Origin of the sequence: Nannocystis pusilla, from assembly GCF_026626665.1 — a bacterium.
GTDB classification, from domain to species: Bacteria; Myxococcota_A; Polyangia; order Nannocystales; family Nannocystaceae; genus Nannocystis; species Nannocystis pusilla.
The window spans coordinates 8609942-8627600 of the sequence record NZ_JAPNKE010000002.1; the positions used below are offsets into that span (position 1 = coordinate 8609942).

General features: G+C 72.3%; 9 protein-coding genes, 1 tRNA gene and 1 pseudogene. 4 read left to right on the top strand and 7 right to left on the bottom strand.

Annotated features, from left to right (window positions below; all coding sequences use genetic code 11):
• Positions 1-29 precede the first annotated feature (29 nt).
• Positions 30-3668, bottom strand: coding sequence for a vitamin B12-dependent ribonucleotide reductase (locus tag OV079_RS37970; RefSeq protein WP_267774489.1), 3639 nt, complete (start codon positions 3666-3668; stop codon positions 30-32).
• A 724-nt stretch (positions 3669-4392) separates the two neighbouring features.
• On the opposite strand from OV079_RS37970, the gene OV079_RS37975 reads away from it, so the two are divergent.
• Positions 4393-4923 (top strand): winged helix-turn-helix domain-containing protein, encoded by a 531-nt coding sequence (locus OV079_RS37975; protein ID WP_267774490.1) that lies wholly within the window; start codon positions 4393-4395, stop codon positions 4921-4923.
• Between the two features lie 387 nt (positions 4924-5310).
• Here OV079_RS37975 and OV079_RS37980 read toward each other — a convergent pair.
• Together OV079_RS37980 and OV079_RS37985 are read right to left on the bottom strand one after the other, a co-directional pair.
• Positions 5311-5387: transfer RNA gene (locus OV079_RS37980), tRNA-Asp, on the bottom strand.
• Positions 5388-5530: 143 nt separating this feature from the next.
• The gene (locus OV079_RS37985; RefSeq protein WP_267774491.1) at positions 5531-6574 is read right to left on the bottom strand and encodes a class I SAM-dependent methyltransferase; all 1044 of its coding nucleotides are present in this window, start codon (positions 6572-6574) and stop codon (positions 5531-5533) included.
• Positions 6575-6739: 165 nt separating this feature from the next.
• Here OV079_RS37985 and asnB point away from each other — a divergent pair.
• A pseudogene (asnB, locus tag OV079_RS37990) lies at positions 6740-8561 on the top strand (asparagine synthase (glutamine-hydrolyzing)).
• Positions 8562-8631: 70 nt separating this feature from the next.
• Here the strand turns inward: asnB and OV079_RS37995 are convergent.
• The 4 genes from OV079_RS37995 to OV079_RS38010 form a co-directional block, all read right to left on the bottom strand.
• Positions 8632-10617 (bottom strand): ATP-binding protein, encoded by a 1986-nt coding sequence (locus OV079_RS37995; RefSeq protein WP_267774492.1) that lies wholly within the window; start codon positions 10615-10617, stop codon positions 8632-8634.
• Between the two features lie 373 nt (positions 10618-10990).
• Positions 10991-12178, bottom strand: a complete 1188-nt coding sequence (locus OV079_RS38000; protein ID WP_267774493.1) for an AAA family ATPase — start codon at positions 12176-12178, stop codon at positions 10991-10993.
• A 231-nt stretch (positions 12179-12409) separates the two neighbouring features.
• The gene (locus tag OV079_RS38005) at positions 12410-13021 is read right to left on the bottom strand and encodes a hypothetical protein (RefSeq protein WP_267774494.1); all 612 of its coding nucleotides are present in this window, start codon (positions 13019-13021) and stop codon (positions 12410-12412) included.
• Entirely contained in the window at positions 13018-13716 is a 699-nt protein-coding gene (locus OV079_RS38010) for a metallophosphoesterase family protein (RefSeq protein WP_267774495.1), read from the bottom strand. The genes OV079_RS38005 and OV079_RS38010 overlap by 4 nt, the downstream gene beginning before the upstream one ends.
• A 1188-nt stretch (positions 13717-14904) precedes the next feature.
• Between OV079_RS38010 and OV079_RS38015 the strand changes: the two genes are divergently transcribed.
• Positions 14905-16734, top strand: a complete 1830-nt coding sequence (locus OV079_RS38015) for a carboxypeptidase-like regulatory domain-containing protein (RefSeq protein ID WP_267774496.1) — start codon at positions 14905-14907, stop codon at positions 16732-16734.
• 98 nt (positions 16735-16832) lie between these two features.
• Positions 16833-17597 (top strand): carboxypeptidase-like regulatory domain-containing protein, encoded by a 765-nt coding sequence (locus tag OV079_RS38020; RefSeq protein WP_267774497.1) that lies wholly within the window; start codon positions 16833-16835, stop codon positions 17595-17597.
• Positions 17598-17659 lie beyond the last annotated feature (62 nt).

Genomic DNA, 17659 nt, shown 5'->3' on the forward strand with positions numbered 1-17659 from the left:
GAGAGCAAGATCCGCGCACGGCGGACGGTTCACGAGCAGCCGCTGGTGGCGCCGCAGCTGACGCACTTCAGGCACGAGCCGTTGCGGACCATGGTGAAGCTGCCGCACGAGCCGCAGGCGTCGCCTTCGTAGCCGGACATGCGGGCGACGCGGACCTGCTCGCTGACGCTGGCGGCGGCGGCGGCCGGGCGCGGCTTGGCGGCGGCGCGGGCGGGTTCGGCGGGGGCGGTGCGGTCCTCGACCTCGATCGCGTGGCGCTTCTGGCCGGGGACGGGGCCGCGCGGGAGGTTGGCGCTGAGCTTGAGCGGGCCGGGGGTGACGATGCGCTCCGAGACGACCTCTTCGTCCTGGAACTCGACGCCCTCGTTCTGGCTCTGGTCACCGAGCGCGTCGGGCTCGAGGTCCTCGGGGTTGACGTGGGCCAGCTCGTTGCGGTCGAGGTAAGTGACGGCGAGCTCGCGGAAGATGTAGTCGATGATCGAGGTCGACATCTTGATCCGCGAGTTGCCGACCACCGGGCCGGCGGGCTCGAAGCGGCTGAACACGAAGGCGTCGACGTACTCCTCGAGCGGGACGCCGTACTGCAGGCCGAGGCTGATGGCGATGGCGAAGCAGTTCATCAGGCTGCGGAAGGCGGCGCCCTCCTTGTGCATGCCGATGAAGATCTCGCCGAGCGAGCCATCCTGGTACTCGCCGGTGTGGATGTAGACCTTGTGGCCGCCGATGGTCGCCTTCTGCGTGTAACCGCCGCGGCGGTCCGGCATGCGCCGGCGCTTGGCGAGGTAGCGGTGGACGATCTTCTCGGTGACCTTCTCGATCACCTGCGGCTGCGTGGTCGCCAGCGCGTCGCCCATGTCGTCCTCGGCCTCGACCGCGAGCGCGGAGGAGAGCGGCTGGCTCAGCTTGCTGCCGTCGCGGTAGAGGGCGTTGGCCTTGAGCGCGTACTTCCACGAGGCGACGTAGACGCTCTCGACCTCGCGCACGCTGGCGTCGCTCGGCATGTTGATGGTCTTGCTGATCGCGCCGGAGAGGAACGGCTGGGCGGCGGCCATCATGCGGACGTGCGCCATCGGGGCGATGTAGCGGGTGCCGTAGCGGCCGCACTTGTTGGCGCAGTCGAACACCGGCAGGTGCTGGGCGCGCAGGTGCGGGGCGCCCTCGACGGTCATGGTGCCGCACACGAAGTCGTTGGCGCGCTGGATGTCCTCGGCCGAGAAGCCCAGGCCCTCGAGGATGTTGAAGGTCGGGTCGTTGAGCTGGGCGTCGCTGAACTTGAGGACGTCGCGGCAGAAGTCGTCGCCGAGGACGTAGCGGTTGAAGACGAAGCCGATCTCGAAGGCGCCGGCCAGCTCCGACTCGATGCGCGCGAGGACCTCGTCGGTGAAGCCCTTGCGCTTGAGGTCGGTGTGGGAGATCCGCGGGCTGCCGACGAGGGTGCCGGCGCCCTTGCAGTAGCGGACGATGTCGGCGATCTGCGTCTCGGTGTAGCCGAGCGTGGCGAGCGCGGCGGGCACCGACTGGTTGATGATCTTGAAGTAGCCGCCGCCGGCGAGCTTCTTGAACTTCACCAGGGCGAAGTCGGGCTCGATGCCGGTGGTGTCGCAGTCCATCAAGAGGCCGATGGTGCCGGTCGGGGCGATGACGGTGACCTGAGCGTTGCGGTAGCCGTGCTGCTCGCCGAGGCGGAGGGCGGCGTCCCACTCGGCCTGGGCGGCCTTGAGCAGGTAGCTCGGGCACACGTGCTGGGCGATGCCCATCGGCGCGATCGACAGACCCTCGTACTCGGCGCGGGCGGCGTTGTAGGCGGCGCGGCGGTGGTTGCGGATGACCCGCAGCATCGGCTCGCGGTTGGCGGCGTAGCCGGGGAAGGGGCCGTGCTCGCGCGCCAGCTCGGCGCTGGTGCTGTAGCAGGCCGCGGTCATCAGGGCCGTGACGCCGCCGCAGATCGCCACCGCGAGCTCGCTGTCGTAGGCGATGCCGCGCAGCATGAAGTAGGTGCCGAGGTTGGCGTAGCCGAGGCCGAGGGTGCGGTACTTGTAGCTGCGGACCGCGATCGCCTCGCTCGGGAACTGGGCCATGAGCACCGAGATCTCGAGCACCATCGTCCACAGCTTGCAGGCGTGGCGCACGGCGTCGACGTCGAGGTCGAGGTCACTGGCGCCGCTGGTGCGGGTGAGGAACTTGGCCAGGTTCAGCGACGCCAGGTTGCAGGCCGTGTCGTCGAGGAACATGTACTCGGAGCACGGGTTCGACCCGTTGATCCGGCCGTCGTTCGGGCAGGTGTGCCACTCGTTGATGGTGGTGTCGAACTGCAGGCCGGGGTCGGCGCAGGCCCAGGCGGAGAAGGTGATCTTGTCCCACAGCTCGCGCGCCCGCACGGTGCGGTGGACCTTGCGGTCGCTGCGGCGGATGAGGTCCCAGGTGCCGTCCTCTTCGACGGCGCGCAGGAACTCGTCGGTGACGCGCACCGAGTTGTTCGAGTTCTGGCCGGAGACGGTGGCGTAGGCCTCGCTGTCCCAGTTGGTGTCGTACTCGGTGAACTCGATCTCGCGCGCGCCCTGCCTGGCGAGGGCGATCGCCCGCTGCACGTAGCTCTCGGGGATCTCGGCGGCGCGGGCGTTGTGGATCGCCTTGCGCAGGCCCTTGTTCTTGCGCGGGTCGAAGCGGTCGTCGCCGGTGAGGGCGACGTCGTGACATGCCCCGAGGACCAGGTTGAGGTGGCGGCTGCACAGGCGGCTGCCGGCGACCAACGCGGCGACCTTCTGCTCCTCGATGACCTTCCAGTCGATGAACTTCTCGACGTCGGGGTGGTCGACGTCGACGATGACCATCTTGGCGGCGCGACGGGTGGTGCCGCCGCTCTTGATCGCGCCGGCGGCCCGGTCGCCGATCTTCAGGAAGCTCATCAGGCCGCTGCTGCGACCGCCGCCCGACAGCGGCTCGCCCTCGCCGCGGAGCGTCGAGAAGTTGGTGCCGGTGCCCGAGCCGTACTTGAACAGGCGGGCCTCGCGGACCCACAGGTCCATGATGCCGCCGGGGCCGACGAGGTCGTCGCCGACCGAGGAGATGAAGCAGGCGTGCGGCTGCGGGCGCTCGTAGGCGTTGTTCGAGAGGCCGAGCTCACCGGTGACGGGGTCGCAGTAGCTGTGACCCTGGGCCGGGCCGGTGATGCCGTAGGCCCAGTGCAGGCCGGTGTTGAACCACTGCGGGCTGTTCGGCGCGACGGCCTGGTCGGCGAGCATGGTGGTCAGCTCGTCGTAGAAGACGCGGGCCGAGTCCTCGTCGCTGAAGTAGCCGTGCTTGAAGCCCCAGTAGGTCCAGCAGCCGGCCAGGCGGTGGAACAGCTGGCGGCTGTCGGTCTCGCCGACCATGCGCTGCTCGGGCGGCAAGGCGGCGAGCGCGTCGGTGTCGGCCTCGCTGCGCCACAGCCACTCGGGCACGCCCTCCTCCGCGACCTTGCGCAGGCGGGCGGGCACGCCGGCCTTGCGGAAGTACTTCTGCGCCATGATGTCGACGGCGACCTGCGACCAACCCTGCGGGACCTGGATGTCGCTCGCTCTGAACACCACCGTCCCGTCTGGGTTGGTGATCCGCGAGCTACGGCGCTCGAAATCGACGCCGGAGAAAGGACGGGGTTGATCCTTGGTGAAGAGCCGGGACAGCTTCATGACGGGGCGGACTCCGGGGGCAGAGTTGTCGGGGGGGCGGGAAAAGCGCGACCGGCCTTGCGAATGCAAGACCCGGCCAGCCGCGACCAGGCTCCGCGCGCTCCCAGGGCCGGGGCGAGCGAAGTCGAGCAGCAGGGGCGAATTGTAAAGTCGGGCAGAGATGGACCGAGGAGCACCCGGATGCAAGCCGGACGGAAGCGCTCCGCGACCCCCACATCTTGTGGGTGAGGGGCCTTGTAGCACGACATGTTGGGGCAGAGAACTTCCGCGCTCCGCGCTGTTCGCCCGTCAGCAGGCTCTAGGGAGGGGGCCCCGAGCCCTCCCGCATTCACAGGAATTCCGCAGTCGAGCCCGCCTGTCCTGCGCGAATCTGGAATGGTGTTTAGTCGAGCGGGGAGGTGCCTCGAAGGGTTCGCGCGGTCCGCACAAGGCGGCGGGCTCGCCAAGCGGCGAAAACCGCGCCGAAGTTGTCCACATGGGCCTTGGGGGTGTCAGGACTCGTACCTGTAGGGGCGCTTACGTACATTCCCGGGCGCGGCTTCACGCCCCTGTGCGGAGGCGACGAAGAGATCTCTCCGCGCGCAGGTGAATCCCGGAGGCGGTTGGGACAATGATTCCCCGATGTCCCGCCGATCGCGGCTTGCGCGGGCCGATCGGATGAGCAATACCCGCCGAAGCGCGCAGCGCCGGCTGGAACGCCCGCAGCGCCCGATCTGGAACATCCATGACACGTGAAGCCAGTGCCATTTTCCGCGCCGAGAGCGGCGCGCTCGAGCGGCTGAGCGCGCTCGAGACGCTCAAGGGCCTCAAGAACCGCGACACGGTGTCGCTGGGGGACCTGGTCCACTTCCTGGAGGCGCGCGGGCTGTGGGCGCAGTTCGGGAAGATCACCCTCGGCGACCTGCGCGACGGCTTCGGGCCGCCGCCGGAGCCGGTCGCCACCGAGCCGGAGCCGACGGGGCGCAAGAAGAAGCGCCGGATCCTCGAGGAAGAGCTGGCCGAGGTCGAGGCCGAGGCGAAGGCGCTGAAGAAGGAGAAGGAAGAGGCCCCCGAGGACGGCGGGCTGTCGACCGACGAGGTCGCGCGCCAGGTGCTGCCCTTCATCGAGGGCAACGGCGACGTGACGATCGAAGACATCGCCGAGTACTCGCGCATCGATCGCAAGGTGCTGCGCCACCACCTCGGGGTGCTGGTCAAGCAAGGCCGGGTCGAGCGCATCGGCGTCGGCCGGCACGCGGTCTACTCGACGCTGTGAGCGCGTCGGTGCGAAGTTCTCTGTCTGTCAAAGAGTAAAGTGGCCGGTCGAGCAGACCGGCTCGGATGGGTCGACGCCGACGGGCTGCTGTGGCCGGGTGCTGGTGGTGCGTCCTCGGTGAGCTGCGGCGGAGACCGTCCCCGGGGGTCTGCGGCGGCGTCTGGTCCGCCGACCCGGCGCGAGCATCTCGTCGGAGGTCCGCGGCGGCGAGCTTCGGCGCGCGGGCTGTTTCGCGGTGCAGGGTCCGCGAACTCGAGCGAGGCCGCGTCTCGGCGGAGCGCCCGGGTGCGAGCTCGTCCGGTCGGTGCAGGGGCGTCGGCTCGGTGCACGCGACCAAAACACGAAGCCCCGAAACCGGGTGGTTTCGGGGCTTCGCTTCAGTTTCTCTGGCGGGGCGGACGGGGCTCGAACCCGCGACCTCCGACGTGACAGGCCGGCGTTATAACCAACTTAACTACCACCCCTGAGCCCTCGCGCCGTTCGGTGCGAGGGGCCAGGAAGATGCTCCGGTTCTGAGCGGAAGTCAAGCACGATCCGAGGGTCCCAGCACCCGAAAGCGAGGGCGGCAAAGCCCGGATGAGGGTGGGGAGATTGGGCCGTGGGTTTTTCACTGCGCGTGTGCCCGGGCGACGACCACGAGGTTTGCACCCCAGGCGCAGTGGGCTCCGAACACGCCTTCGAGCCAGGGGCCGAGGGCGCTGTCGAGGCTGTCGAGGCCGCGGACGACCAGGGGCCCGGCGAGGCGCTGCCAACGCCGGCCCTGTTTGGAGGACCGAAGGCGATCGCCGGCGACGCCGGCGACGGTCGGGGCGGCGTGGCCGGGGCGGAGCTGGCGTCGGAGCTCGAGGGCGAGGTCGGCAGCCGTGAGCAAACTCGGCGCGAGCGAGGTGCCGATCTGCGGGGCGCTCCACAAGATCTCCGGCTCCAAGCCGGCGCGGGTGAGGGCGGCGGTGAAGGTGGCGCGCTCGAAGAAGCTGATGTGATCGCCGAGCTCGAGCGGGCGGAAGCGACGGCCCCACAGCGGTCGCAGGAGATCGCCCCAGTTCGGGACCTCGATCACGGCCAGGCCGCCGGGGGCGAGGTGGCGGCGGATCCACACCAGACCGCGCACCGGCTCGCGCAGGTGCTCGAGCACGTGGGTCATGGTGATGAGGTCGAAGCGGCCGAGGCCCAGGTCGGTGACCTCGATGTCGAGGGCGTGGACCTCGTGGCCGGCGGCCTGGGCCTGCGCGCCGGCGGGGGAGCGCTCGATGCCCTCGGTGCGGTAGCCGAGCTCGCGCAGGACGTCGAGCAGGAGGCCGGTGTCGCAGCCGATGTCGAGGGCGCGAGCGCCCGCGCGGGGGCGACCGAGGCGGCCGCCGCTGAGGCGATCGTAGAGCTCGACGTTGCGGCGCTTGCGGTCGGCGTCGCGGGCCGACGGCTGCGTGGGCGACTGGCGCTGCCTGGCGCGCGTGCCGTAGTAGGACTCGCTGAGGTAGGTGGCGGCGTAGTGGCCGGTGGCGTGGACGAGGTCGCAGCCCTGGCAGCGGACGACGCCGATCCGGTGGACCTCGGGGAGGAGCGGGCGGGCATCGCGGGCGCCGCAGACCGGACAGGCATCGACGGGTTCGACGGTGGGGGCGTCGGTGGGGGCGTCGGTCGCGGCGGTCATGATGAGGGCAGCTTCAGGCGGGCCGCGCCATAGTATGCCAAGCTCGCCCCTGATGCCGCCCTGGCGACCCGAATCTGGCCGATGCGCGCGCGCGCAGAGGGGCGGGTCCTGATGTGCGGGCTCGCCGGCATGGCGGGGGCGTGCGACGCGGCTCTGGTGGCGCAGATGACCGCGGCGCTGCGGCACCGCGGGCCCGACGGCGACGGCGTCCACCTCGAGCCGGACGTCGGGCTCGGTCATCGCCGCCTGGCGATCCTCGACCTCGCCGGTAGCCCCCAGCCGATGGTCGACGCCAGCGGCGACCTCGTCATCGTCTACAACGGCGAGATCTACAACTTCGCCGCGCTGCGGGCCGAACTGCTGGCGGCCGGCGTCCCGCTGCGCACGCGCGGCGACACCGAGGTGCTGCTCGAGCTGTGGCGGCGCGAGGGCCCGGCGGCGCTGCAGCGGCTGCGGGGCATGTTCGCGTTCGCGGTGTGGGACCGGCGGACCCGCGAGCTCCACCTCGTGCGCGACCGCCTGGGGCAGAAGCCGCTCTATTACTCCCAGCTGCCGGGCGGCGTGCTGCTGTTCGCGTCGGAGCCGAAGGCGCTGCTGCAGTGCCCGGCGGTCGACCGCTCGCTCGACCTCGCCGCGCTCGACGGCTACCTCGAGCTCTACTATGTCCCGCCGCCGCGATCGATCTTCGCCGGCATCAAGCAGCTGCCGCCGGGGCATCGACTGACCTGGCGTGAAGGACAGGTGACGATCGCGCGCTGGTGGGACTGCGAGCCGCGGCCGCCGGATCCGCGGCTGCCGAGCGTGCAGGCGTGGGCGGAGGCGGTGGCGCCGACGCTGGCCGAGGCGATCGAGCTGCACACGGTGTCGGACGTGCCGGTGGGGGCGTTCCTGTCGGGCGGGCTCGACTCGTCGACGATCGTGGCTGCGCTGGCGCGGCGGGGCTCGGCGCTGCAGACGTTCTGCGTCGGCTACGGGCCGGAGGGGGCGAGCTACGAGGAGCGGCACCACGCGCGCGGTGGCGCGGCACTTCGGGCTGCAGCACCACGAGCTCGAGCTGAAGATCGACATCCTCGACGACCTGGCGGCGATGGTGGCCGGCTTCGACGAGCCGTTCGGCTCGTGGACGGCGCTGCTGGCGTATCACCTGTCTCGCTTCGCGCGGCAGCGGGTGACCGTGGCGCTGGCGGGCGACGGCGGCGACGAGGTGTTCGGCGGCTATCCGCGCTACCGGGGGCTGCGGATCTCCGAGCACCTCGGGCACGTGCCGCCGACGGCGATCGCGCTGGCCGGGCGGGCGCTGCGGGTGCTCGGCGAGCCGACCACGGCGCTCAGCTTGCGCCGCTGGGGCCGGCAATTCCTCGACAGCCTGGCGCTGCCGCCCGGGGAGCGCTACGCGGCGTGGGTCGGCAAGGGCTCGGACTCGGCGCGCGACCGGCCCTACGCGCGCGAGACGGCGCGGCGGATCGCCGAGGTGCGGGCGCCGAGCTTCATCGCCGAGGCGTTCGATCGCCCTGTATTCGGCGATCTGGTCGCGCGAGCGTGGTACGCCGACATCCACGGGTTTCTGCCCGAGAACGTGCTGCGCTGCACCGACCGCATGAGCATGGCCCACGGGCTCGAGGTGCGGGTGCCGTTCTGCGACCACGTGTTGCTCGAGCAGATGGCGGCGGCGCCGTCGTCGATGCGGGTGACCGCGCTGGCGTCGAAGCGGGTGCTGCGGGCGATCGCCGGCAAGTGGCTGCCGCCCGCGGTGCTGCAGCGCAAGAAGCTCGGGTTCTCGGCGCCGTTCGGGGCGTGGCTCAAGGCCGCCGAGGCGCGCATCGTCGCCGACTGGCTGCACCCCGACGTGATCAAGCGGCGCGGGCTTTTTGAGGTCAACGGGGTGGCGCGCATCGTCGGCGAGCACCGCCGCGGCACCCGCGATCACGCGCTGCGGATCTGGTCGCTCATCGTGCTCGAGCAGTGGCAGCGCATGTACCTTGACTAGATGGCCGATCGGGCATGTCCGTTGGGGCATGCTCGATCGGGCATGGCCCACAGGGCATGTCTGAAAGAGCTCAGGCCTCGGCCGCGCGCGAGAGGGTGGCGGCGGGCGGCTCGGGGAGCTCTACGATTTGCAGGGCGGCGCCGGTGTCGGTGGTCTGGCGCGCGAGGTGCATCAGGTGGCGGTGGCAGGTGAGGAAGAGGATCTGGGTGGTACGGGCGACGTCGCGGAGGGCCTGCAAGGTGGTGGCGGCGCGGTCCTCGTCGAAGTTGACGAGGACGTCGTCCATCACCAGCGGGAGCGGCTCGTTGCGGTCGCAGTAGTCGAGGACGTAGGCGAGGCGGAGGGCGAGGAACAGCTGCTCGCGTGTCCCGAGGGACAGCTCGCTCGGGAGCCGCAGGCGGCCCTCGCGGCCGACCGCGGCGAGGGTGCCGGCCTCGGGCTGGGGGACCACGCGGAGGTGGCGGCCGCCGGTGATCGTGGCCAGCAGGTCGGAGGTGTAATGGAGGATCGCGGGCTGGTTCTCGCGGGCGTAGCGGTCGGTGACGCGCGCCAGCACCTGCTGGGCCAGCTGGACCAGGACGTAGCGGTCGACGTGCTGGGTGAGGTCGGCGTGGAGGGCCTCGCACTCGGCGTTGAGGCGGGCGGCGCGGTCACCCCCGAGGTGCTGCAGCTGGTTGTCGAGCTTGCCCTTCTGCTCGACGGCGGTGGTGCGGTGGCGATCGAGGTCGGAGATCCGTCGCGCCAAATCGTCGCGCTCGGCGAGCAGGGCCTCGCGCCGGGCGGCCTGCAGCTCGGCGTCGTAGCTGTCGCGCGCGGGGCCGTCGCCGAGCGCGCGAGCCAGCCGCAGCGCGAGCTCGCTCTGGCGCTTGTGCAGGCGGGCGCGCTGGAGTGCCCGTTCGGACATGTCCAAGAGTTCAGCCGTGTCGCGGGCGCCGGCGCGGGTGGCCAGGGCCGCGAGCTCGGCCTGGGCGGCGGCGCGGAGCTCCGCCAGGGCGTCGCGCTCGCGCTGCTTGGCCTCGGCCTGCTCGCGGGCCTGGGCGGCGGCGGCGGCGGCGGTGCGGGCCTCGGCGAGGCGGCGGCTGAGGCGGTCGACGGTGTGCTCGGGGGCCTGATCGTCGGCGGGGCGGCCGAGGCGGGCGAGGAGCGCCGTGAACTCGGCGTCGAAGCCGGCGAGCAGGGCCTCGCCGCGGGCCAGGGCCTCGCGGCGGGACTCGAGGTTGACTAGCTTTTGGGACATGTCCTCGAGGGCATCGATGCGCGCGAGCGCGGCGTCGGGCTCGAGGTCGGCGGGCAGGCCGAGGTCGACGAGCAAGGCGGACAGGGCGACGCGGATGTCGGCGAGCTCGCGGGTGAGGGCGGCGTGGGCGGCGTGGCCGCGGCCGACGGCGCTCTCGAGGCCGGCGAGGCGGGCAGAGGCGGCCTCGAGGCGGGCGCGCGCGGCCAGGGCGCTGCGCTCGCGGTCGCGGAGGCCCTGGGCGAGCGCGGGCAAGCTGGCGCCGGGCCAGGCGAGGCGGCGCTGCAGGCGGGCGGTGAACTCCTCGAGCCCGGGGCGGAGGCGGCGGACGACCTCCTCGCGGCGGACCTGCTCCGCGGCCAGCTCGCGCAGGTTGGCGGCGTCGCGGTACCACGGGATCATCGCCGCCGGCGGGCCGGGCACGATCTTGGTCGGGCGCCACAGCGCGGCCCACTCGGCGGCCCAGCGCTGCTCGGCGCGCGTGGCCGCGGCGACCCGCTCCTGCGCCCGGGCCACGTCTTGCTCGGCGCGATCGATCTGCCGCTGCAGGCCTGTCTTTTTGGCCAGCTGGTCGGCGGCGTCGCGCAGGCGGTCGGCGAGGTCGTCGGCGTCGGTCTGGGCGCGTTCGAACCGGCGCGTGAGCTGCTTGCGCGCGGCGGCGGTGTCGGGCCCGAGGTCGGCGTCGGCGCCGGCGAACAGGGCGCCGAAGCCCTCCTGGGTGTGCAGACGGCGGCGGACCTCGTGCCAGACCTCGTCGCGGCGGGCGCGGGCGGTCGCGAGGGCGTCGGGGTCGGGCAGGTCGGCGGCGGCGAGGGCCCCCACTCGGCGCGGGCGCGGGCGAGTTCGTCTTGCTCTCGGGACAGGTCCGAAAGGGCAGCCCGGCGCTCGCGCTCGAGGTCGAGGCCGCGGGCGTGGTGGTCGTCGAGCTCGGCGGGGCGCGGCAGCGGGGCGGCGGCGAGGTCGGCGGCGGCGAGCGGCGGGTGCAGGCGCAGCAGGCCGAGGTCGAGGTCGGCGCGCAGGCGGGCGAGCGCCAGCTCCTCGCGCTCGAGCTCGGCGCGGCGGGCCAGGGCGTCCTCGAGCTCGGCGAGCAGGGCGCTGTCCTCGGGGTCGGGCGCGGCGGCGGCGAGCTCGGCCACGCTGGCGCGCAGGGCCGCCAGCTCGGCCTCGTCGTCGGCGAGGCCGCGCGACGACAGCATCAGCTCCTGGCGGGCGCGCTGCCAGCGGGTGGCGAGGGCGCGCAGGCGGTCGAGCTCGTGCGGCTGGATGACCCATCGGACATGGTCTTCAGGGCGTGTCCCGGGGACATGGTCGCAAGGATAGACTCGAGCGCGTCGGTCTCGCGGGCCAGGCGCTCGCGCTCGCGCGGGACGACGAGCCGCTGCTCGGCGACGGCCTCGACGCGGCGGACGAGCCGCTCGACGGCCGCGGCCTCGGCGAGCAGGGCGGGGTCGGCGGCGGGCTGGTCGGCGCGGGCGAGCAGGCGCGCGAGCTCGGCGTCGAGGGCCCGCAGCTGGTTGTCGGCGGTCGTGAACTCGGCGTGGCGCTGGCGGGCCCGCTCGGCGGAGGGCTCGTCGAGGTCGGTGCGCAGCGACGGGTCGGCGAGGGCGCGGACGAGGCCGAGGTGCTCGTGGAAGTCCTCGAACACGCCGAGCAAGGTGCGCAGCCGGGCCTCGCGCTCGCGCAGGCGGGCGAGCTCGTGCTCGGCGGCGTCGGCGTCGTGGCGCGCGGCGGCGAGGTTGGTGGTCAGCGCGGCGTACTGCGGCTGGGCGAACATGGCGTCGCGCAGGGCGAGCTTGGCGTCGCGCAGCTGGGTGAGGCCGCGGTTGATCGCGGGGTTCTTGCCCTTGGCCTTGAAGAGGCCCTCGCTCTCGCTCTGGAGGCCGGCCAGGGCGCCGCGGATCTTCTCGGCGCTGCCCCCGAGCGCGCCGCCGCCGAGCAGCTCGGCGAGGCCGGCGACCTGGAGGACGTCGGAGCCCTGCTGCAGGTCGGCGTGGGTGAAGCCGAAGATCGCCCGGTAGAGCTCCTCGGTGATGGCGCCGAAGTAGCGGGCGAAGCGGGGGCCGTCGAGCGGGACCTCGCCGGCCTCGCTGTGCAGGCTGCCGGCCAGCGAGTCCTTGCGCTTCTTGAGGCGGGTGACGTGCAGGCGCTGGCCGGCGCTGTCCCGCAGGACCGCTCGCAGGGCGATCGCGCGGTAGTCGTACTCGAAGGCGTAAGGGGTGCGGTCGTCGACGCCGAACAGCAGGCCGTGGAGGGCGCGCAGGAGGGTGGTCTTGCCGGCCTCGTTGGGGCCGTAGAGGACGACGAGACCTGGCCCTCCGGGCAGGTCGATGTCGAGCGATTCGAAGTGGCCGAAGCGCTCGACGGTCAGGCGCTCAAAACGCATGGGGAGATCGGGGGACGGCGGCCCTCGCGGCGCTGCTGCAGAGGGGTCGAGAGGCTGGAGAGACGAGGTCGATGGCTGTCCTCGGGGACATGTCCGATGCGCCATGGACGGAGAGGGCGGAATGTGTCTCTTCAGACATGGTCCAGGAGACATGCAAAAACGTCGCGCGGCGCGAGCGAGTGCGGGCGCTCGCCGGGCCTCGGGCGAGCGGAGGCGCGAGAGGCGATCGGCTCACCGGGGCTCGGGGTGCTCGCTCGCGCGGACCGGGGCCGGGTCTTGCGCGGGGAGGTGCGCGGCGGGGCGCGGGTGCGGGTGGTCGGGGGCGAGGAGGCCGAGGAGGAGGGCCTCGACCTCGGAGAGGCGGGCGGCGAGGTGCTCGGGGTCGTCGGGGCGCAGGCCGAGGTAGGGGGCGACGAGCGAGCCGAGCGGGGCGAGGGCGGGGCCGTATTCGGCGAGGCGCTGCGGGTCGGCCGCGAGGGCCTCGAGCTCGTCGCGCAGGGCTTGATGCAGCGCCAGCAGCTCGCCGTGCTCGGTCTCCGCGGGCGGCCGGGTGCGGAAGCGGACTTGCTCGATCCACACGTCGCCGAGGTCGGCCGCGATCGCCCGCGCCTGGGCGGCGAAGGGCTCGGGGTGAGCGGCGAGGCGCGCGTGCAGGTGCGTGGCGCCGTCGACGAGGACGCGCGCGAGGACGGGCCGACCGCCGGCCTCGAAGACGATCTGCTGCAGGCGCAGGCGCAAGGTGCCGAGCAGGTCGTCGGTGTCGGCGGCAGCGGCGGCGGCGAGGGAGATCTCGGCCCAGCGGAGGACGTCGAGGTCGCGGTGGGCGACGCTGCGAATCTTCAATTGTCGATGTCGAGGACGGTGCAGCCGCGCGCGCCGGACTCGTGGGCGTGGCGGCCCTGCAGGTTGCCGGGGTAGACGACCCACGGGTCGGCGTGCAGGATGCTCCGCTTGTGGACATGTCCCAAAGCCCAGTAGTCGTAGCCGCGGCGCACGAGCTGCTGGACGGTGCAGGGGGCGTAGTTGCTGTGCTCGGCGGCGCCGATGGCGTTGGTGTGGAGGACGCCGATGTTGACGAGGTCGCGCCGGCGGTCGGGGTAGAACTCGGCGAGGTTGTCCTCGACGCTGCGGTTGCCGTAGCTCTGGCCGTGGACGGCGAGGCCGAGGCGGGGCAGCTCGAGGGTGCCGGCGGCCTCGGCGGGGAAGGTGTGCACGTGCTCCGGCAAGGGGATGTGGCGCGCGAGCACGGACTCGGCGTCGTGGTTGCCGCGGACCATGACGACGCGGGTGCCGACGTCGCGCAGGCGGGCGAGCTCGCGGACGAAGAAGAGGCCGGTGTTGAAGTCGCGCCACTCGCCGTCGAACACGTCGCCGGCGAGGATCAAGAGGGCGGCCTGGTCTTCGAGACAGGTGTCGACGAGGCGGCTGAAGGCGCGACGGGTGGCCAGGCGGATGTCGTCGACGGGCGCGCCCTCGATGCGACCGAGCCCGCGGAGCGGGCTGTCGATGTGCAGGTCGGCGGCGTGGATGACCCTCATCCCCGGTGACGGTGGCACCTTTGATCGCCCGGTGCCAGGGCGGCGGCGCCGGGGCGGCGCCGCCGCGGTCATGGATCGAAGCCGAGGAAACTGGGGGCCAGAGCTCCCTGGGGGCCGATCTCGCAGCCCGAGCCTCTGGGCCGACGAGATGTTTCTTCGCATCGCGGCGGTGAAATTTCCGGGCGCTGTCGGGGCGGCGCAGACGCCGTGGCGAGGCTCGGGCAGAGCCGCAGGAGAGCGTCGCAAGGAGGCGATCGCATGGCGACGGATCGTGAGATCGTGGGCGCCGCTCCTGCGTACGTCCCCAAACCCGGGAACATCCGCGGACCCTCGGGCGTAGCGGAAAAATCACATGTCCCGAGTGACACGTCGCCGAGACGAGAGACGCGCGTGCTGAAGGCCGAAGATCCACGGAAGAGACAGTTCGGGATGAAGGCCGGGTCGCGTCGAGGCGGCGAGCACGACGAGGCGGCGCTGAAGCGCGCATCGCCGGGAACGGCTGCCCTCGCCCGTCTCGGCCGGTGTCCGAGAGTTGGCATGGATCGGGCCGCGGCAGCGTGGGTGCGGGTCCGCGCGAGCGAGCGCGGCACCAGCGATTCGCTCGAAAAGCTGGCTCCGCTGGTCCGCGGGCGGGCGAGGCTCGATGCTCACGGCGCGGCCCGCGAGGCGAGCCGGCGATCGACTTCGCGCTCGCCGACGCGATCGAAGCGTGGAGCGTCGTGGAGCGTCGCGCGCGCGCAGGTCACGGGGGACGAGTCGCGCGGGGCGACGCGCAGCGACGAGGGGGAGCGCGGGCGGCTCGCGGAGGATGAGCCGCGCGGGGGGACGAGTCGCGCGGGGCGACGCGCAGCGACGAGGTGGAGAGCGGGCGGCTCGCGGAGGATGAGCCGCGCGGGGCGACGCACGGCGACGGTCGGATCGGCGTGGTGCGCGGGGAGATTTTCGCCGTGGGCGGTGCGCCGTTGATATGGTTTTGGAACATGCTTCTTCGAGCATGTTTGAAAGGATAGGTATTTCGTGAGCAACGACGAGACAGCGCGAGGATCGGGGCCGGTATGGCTGGTGGTCGCGGGGTTGGCGGGGGCCGCGTTATGGTGGTGGCGTAGCGGAGCCGAGAGCGCGACGGAGCCGGTGGCGGCAGAGTCCGGCGATGCGCCCGCGCAGGCGTTCGCGACGAGCTTGCCGGAGGTGCAGCCGGAGCTCGCGTTGCACCCGCGCTTCGCCGACCGGGCGACGGTGGCCGGGACGGTGCGAGACCCGCGGGGGCAGCCGGTGGCCGGGGCGCAGGTGTGCGCGGCCAATCACGCGGAGGAGCTGGCGTCGAAGGACAGGGAGAAGCCGATCTGCACGAAGACCGAGCGCGACGGTCACTACCGCATCGAGGGGCTGTTCCCGGTGCGCCACGTGATCCTGGCGAGCGCCCCCGGCTTCGCGCCGGGCAAGTACCGACACGGCGAGGGGGCGAGCCTGCGCGACTGGATCGAGCTGCGGCCGAAGATGGAGGCGCTCGGCATCGACATCGCGCTCGAGGACGGCGGCGTCGAGCTCCACGGCTTCGTCAAGGATCTGAGCGGCGGGCCGATCGAGGGCGCCCAGGTCGCGGTCGACGCGACGTTCACCTGGACGGCGGCCGACGGGTCGTTCTCGGCGTGGGTGAAGGAGGGGCCGATCTTCGCCATGGCGACCGCCGACGGTTATGCGATGGGCCACGAAGACGGGGTGGCGCCGGGGCACGAGTTCGAGCTGTTCCTGACGCCCGAGGCGGTGCTGGTCGGCAAGGTCGTGCGCGCGGGCGAGGACGGCGGGCCGATCGAGGGCGCGCGGGTGCTGGCGGTGTCGGGCGGCTGGGGCTTCGGTCCGAAGTCGGTGTACACCGACGCGAACGGCGAGTTCCGCATCGAGGGGCTCGAGCCCGGCGCCTACAAGCCGCGCGCCGAGGCCGACGACGCGCTCGGGCTGGCGAAGGAGCAGGTGATCCTCGGGCTCGGCGAGACGTCGGCGCCGATCGTGATCGAGGCGCACCCGGCGTTCACCATCGAGGGCAAGATCGTGACCGAGGGCGGCGGAGGCTGCGACAACGGCAGCGTGAACCTCGAAGATCCGGCGCAGGGGCGCGACGAGTGGATGACGATCGAGAGCGACGGCACGGTGCGCAAGCGCGGGGTGTTGCCGGGTGATTATCAGGTCAACGTCCGCTGCCGCGGGTACGTGTCGGCGGAGCGCTACGAGCGGATCAAGATCGTCGACAAGAGCGTGACGGGGCTGCGCTGGGACGTGTCGCGGGGGCAGTCGATCCGCGGGGTGGTGGTCGACGCGAGCGGCAAGCCGGTGGCGAAGATGGGCGTCAGCGCGTCGCTCAAGCCCGATCCGAGCAAGCCGCGGGAGCACCAGACCGCGAACGTGTGGGGACCCGAGACCGACGCGCAGGGGCGCTTCGAACTGTCGGGGTTGCTGCCGGGGACCTACGACCTGTCGGTGGAGGCGTGGCGGAGCCCGCGGGCGACGCCGGCGAAGCCGACGGTGGTGGAGGTGCCGAAGGGCAAGGACGCGACGGGGATCCGCATCGAAATGCCGGCCACCGGGGAGCTGCAGGGGTCGGTGCGCGATCCGAAAGGCCAGCCGATCGGCTCGGTCAAGCTGATGGCCAGCGACGGGGTGCACTGGCAGTCGACCACGGCGAAGGACGACGGGAGCTTCGTATTCAAGCACATGGCCGCGGGCGACTACCGCGTCGTCGCGCAGACGAGCTGGTTCGAGGGGGCGATGCGGGCGCCGGGGACGGGCGACGACGACGTGCAGGGCGAGCGCGTCGAGGTGCGCGACGGCAAGGTCGTGACGGTGAAGCTGGTGGTCGAGAGCGCGTCGGGGCGGATCTCCGGGGTCGTGCGCGACGAGGACGGCGGGCCCGTGGCGGACGCGTTCGTCGAGTCGTCGCGCGAGCCGGACAGCGCGACGAAGTCGGCGGGCGCAGGGGTGCGTCAGGGTCGCTGGGGCGAGTTTTTGAAAAACCAAACCTGACCGACCAGGACGGGAGGTTCACGCTCGAGCGGCTGCCGACCGGGAAGCACACGCTCCGCGCGCACCGCAAGGGCGGGGGCGAGGCGATCGTCGAGCACGTGGAGCTCGGCAGCGAGGTGGTGCTGACGATCGCGTCGCCGGGGCGGATGTCGGGCACGGTGCAGGTGCGCGGCGGAGCGGCGCCGGAGGAGTTCTCGATAGCGATCGTCGACGAGGCGACGGGGTATCGCCGCCACGACAGCTTCTTCCGCACCGGCGGGGCGTGGAGCGTGCCGGACTTGCCTGCGGGCAACTACAAGGTGTCGGTGACCGCAGGCGGCGGCACGGCCGAGACGCACGCGGCGATGGCCGCGGGCAAGGACACCAGCGGGGTGCGCATCGAGCTGGCGCCGAAGGTGTCGGTGCGCGGGACGGTGGTCGACACCGACGGCAAGCCGATCGCGGGGATGCAGGTTTACGTCACCGCGCCGGGCGTCTGGTCGTCGAGCGGCGACGACGAGGACAAGCGCAACGTGACCGACGAGCAGGGTCGCTACGAGGTGTCGAACGCGCCGAGCGGGAAGGTGCAAGTGAACGTGTACCCGCGCAGCTGGGGCAGCGACGAGTTCTCGTGGACGTCGATGCCGGTGATGCTGTCGTCCGACGCGTCGGTGACCGAGCTGGCGCCGATCAAGGTGGCGCGCCGGCGCGTGAAAGAGGGCGACAAGTCCGGCGAGCTGGGGATCAAGGTCAAGGAGCCGGAGCCGGGGGCGGACCCGCTGGCGCGGCAGCTGGTGGTGGCGTACGTGCGCCCGAGCAGCCCCGCGGCCGCAGCGGGGTGCAGATCGGCGATCAGATCACCAGCGTCGACGGGCAGGACGTGACCGGGGCGAACTCGTATCTGTACCAGGGGCTCACCCAGGTGCTCGAGGGCACGACGGTGACG

Coding starts and splice junctions, on each gene's coding strand:
- OV079_RS37970 (WP_267774489.1), bottom strand. CDS start 3,668: ATGAAGCTGTCCCGGCTCTTCACCAAGGATCAACCCCGTCCTTTCTCC.
- OV079_RS37975 (WP_267774490.1), top strand. CDS start 4,393: ATGACACGTGAAGCCAGTGCCATTTTCCGCGCCGAGAGCGGCGCGCTC.
- OV079_RS37985 (WP_267774491.1), bottom strand. CDS start 6,574: ATGACCGCCGCGACCGACGCCCCCACCGACGCCCCCACCGTCGAACCC.
- OV079_RS38000 (WP_267774493.1), bottom strand. CDS start 12,178: ATGCGTTTTGAGCGCCTGACCGTCGAGCGCTTCGGCCACTTCGAATCG.
- OV079_RS38010 (WP_267774495.1), bottom strand. CDS start 13,716: ATGAGGGTCATCCACGCCGCCGACCTGCACATCGACAGCCCGCTCCGC.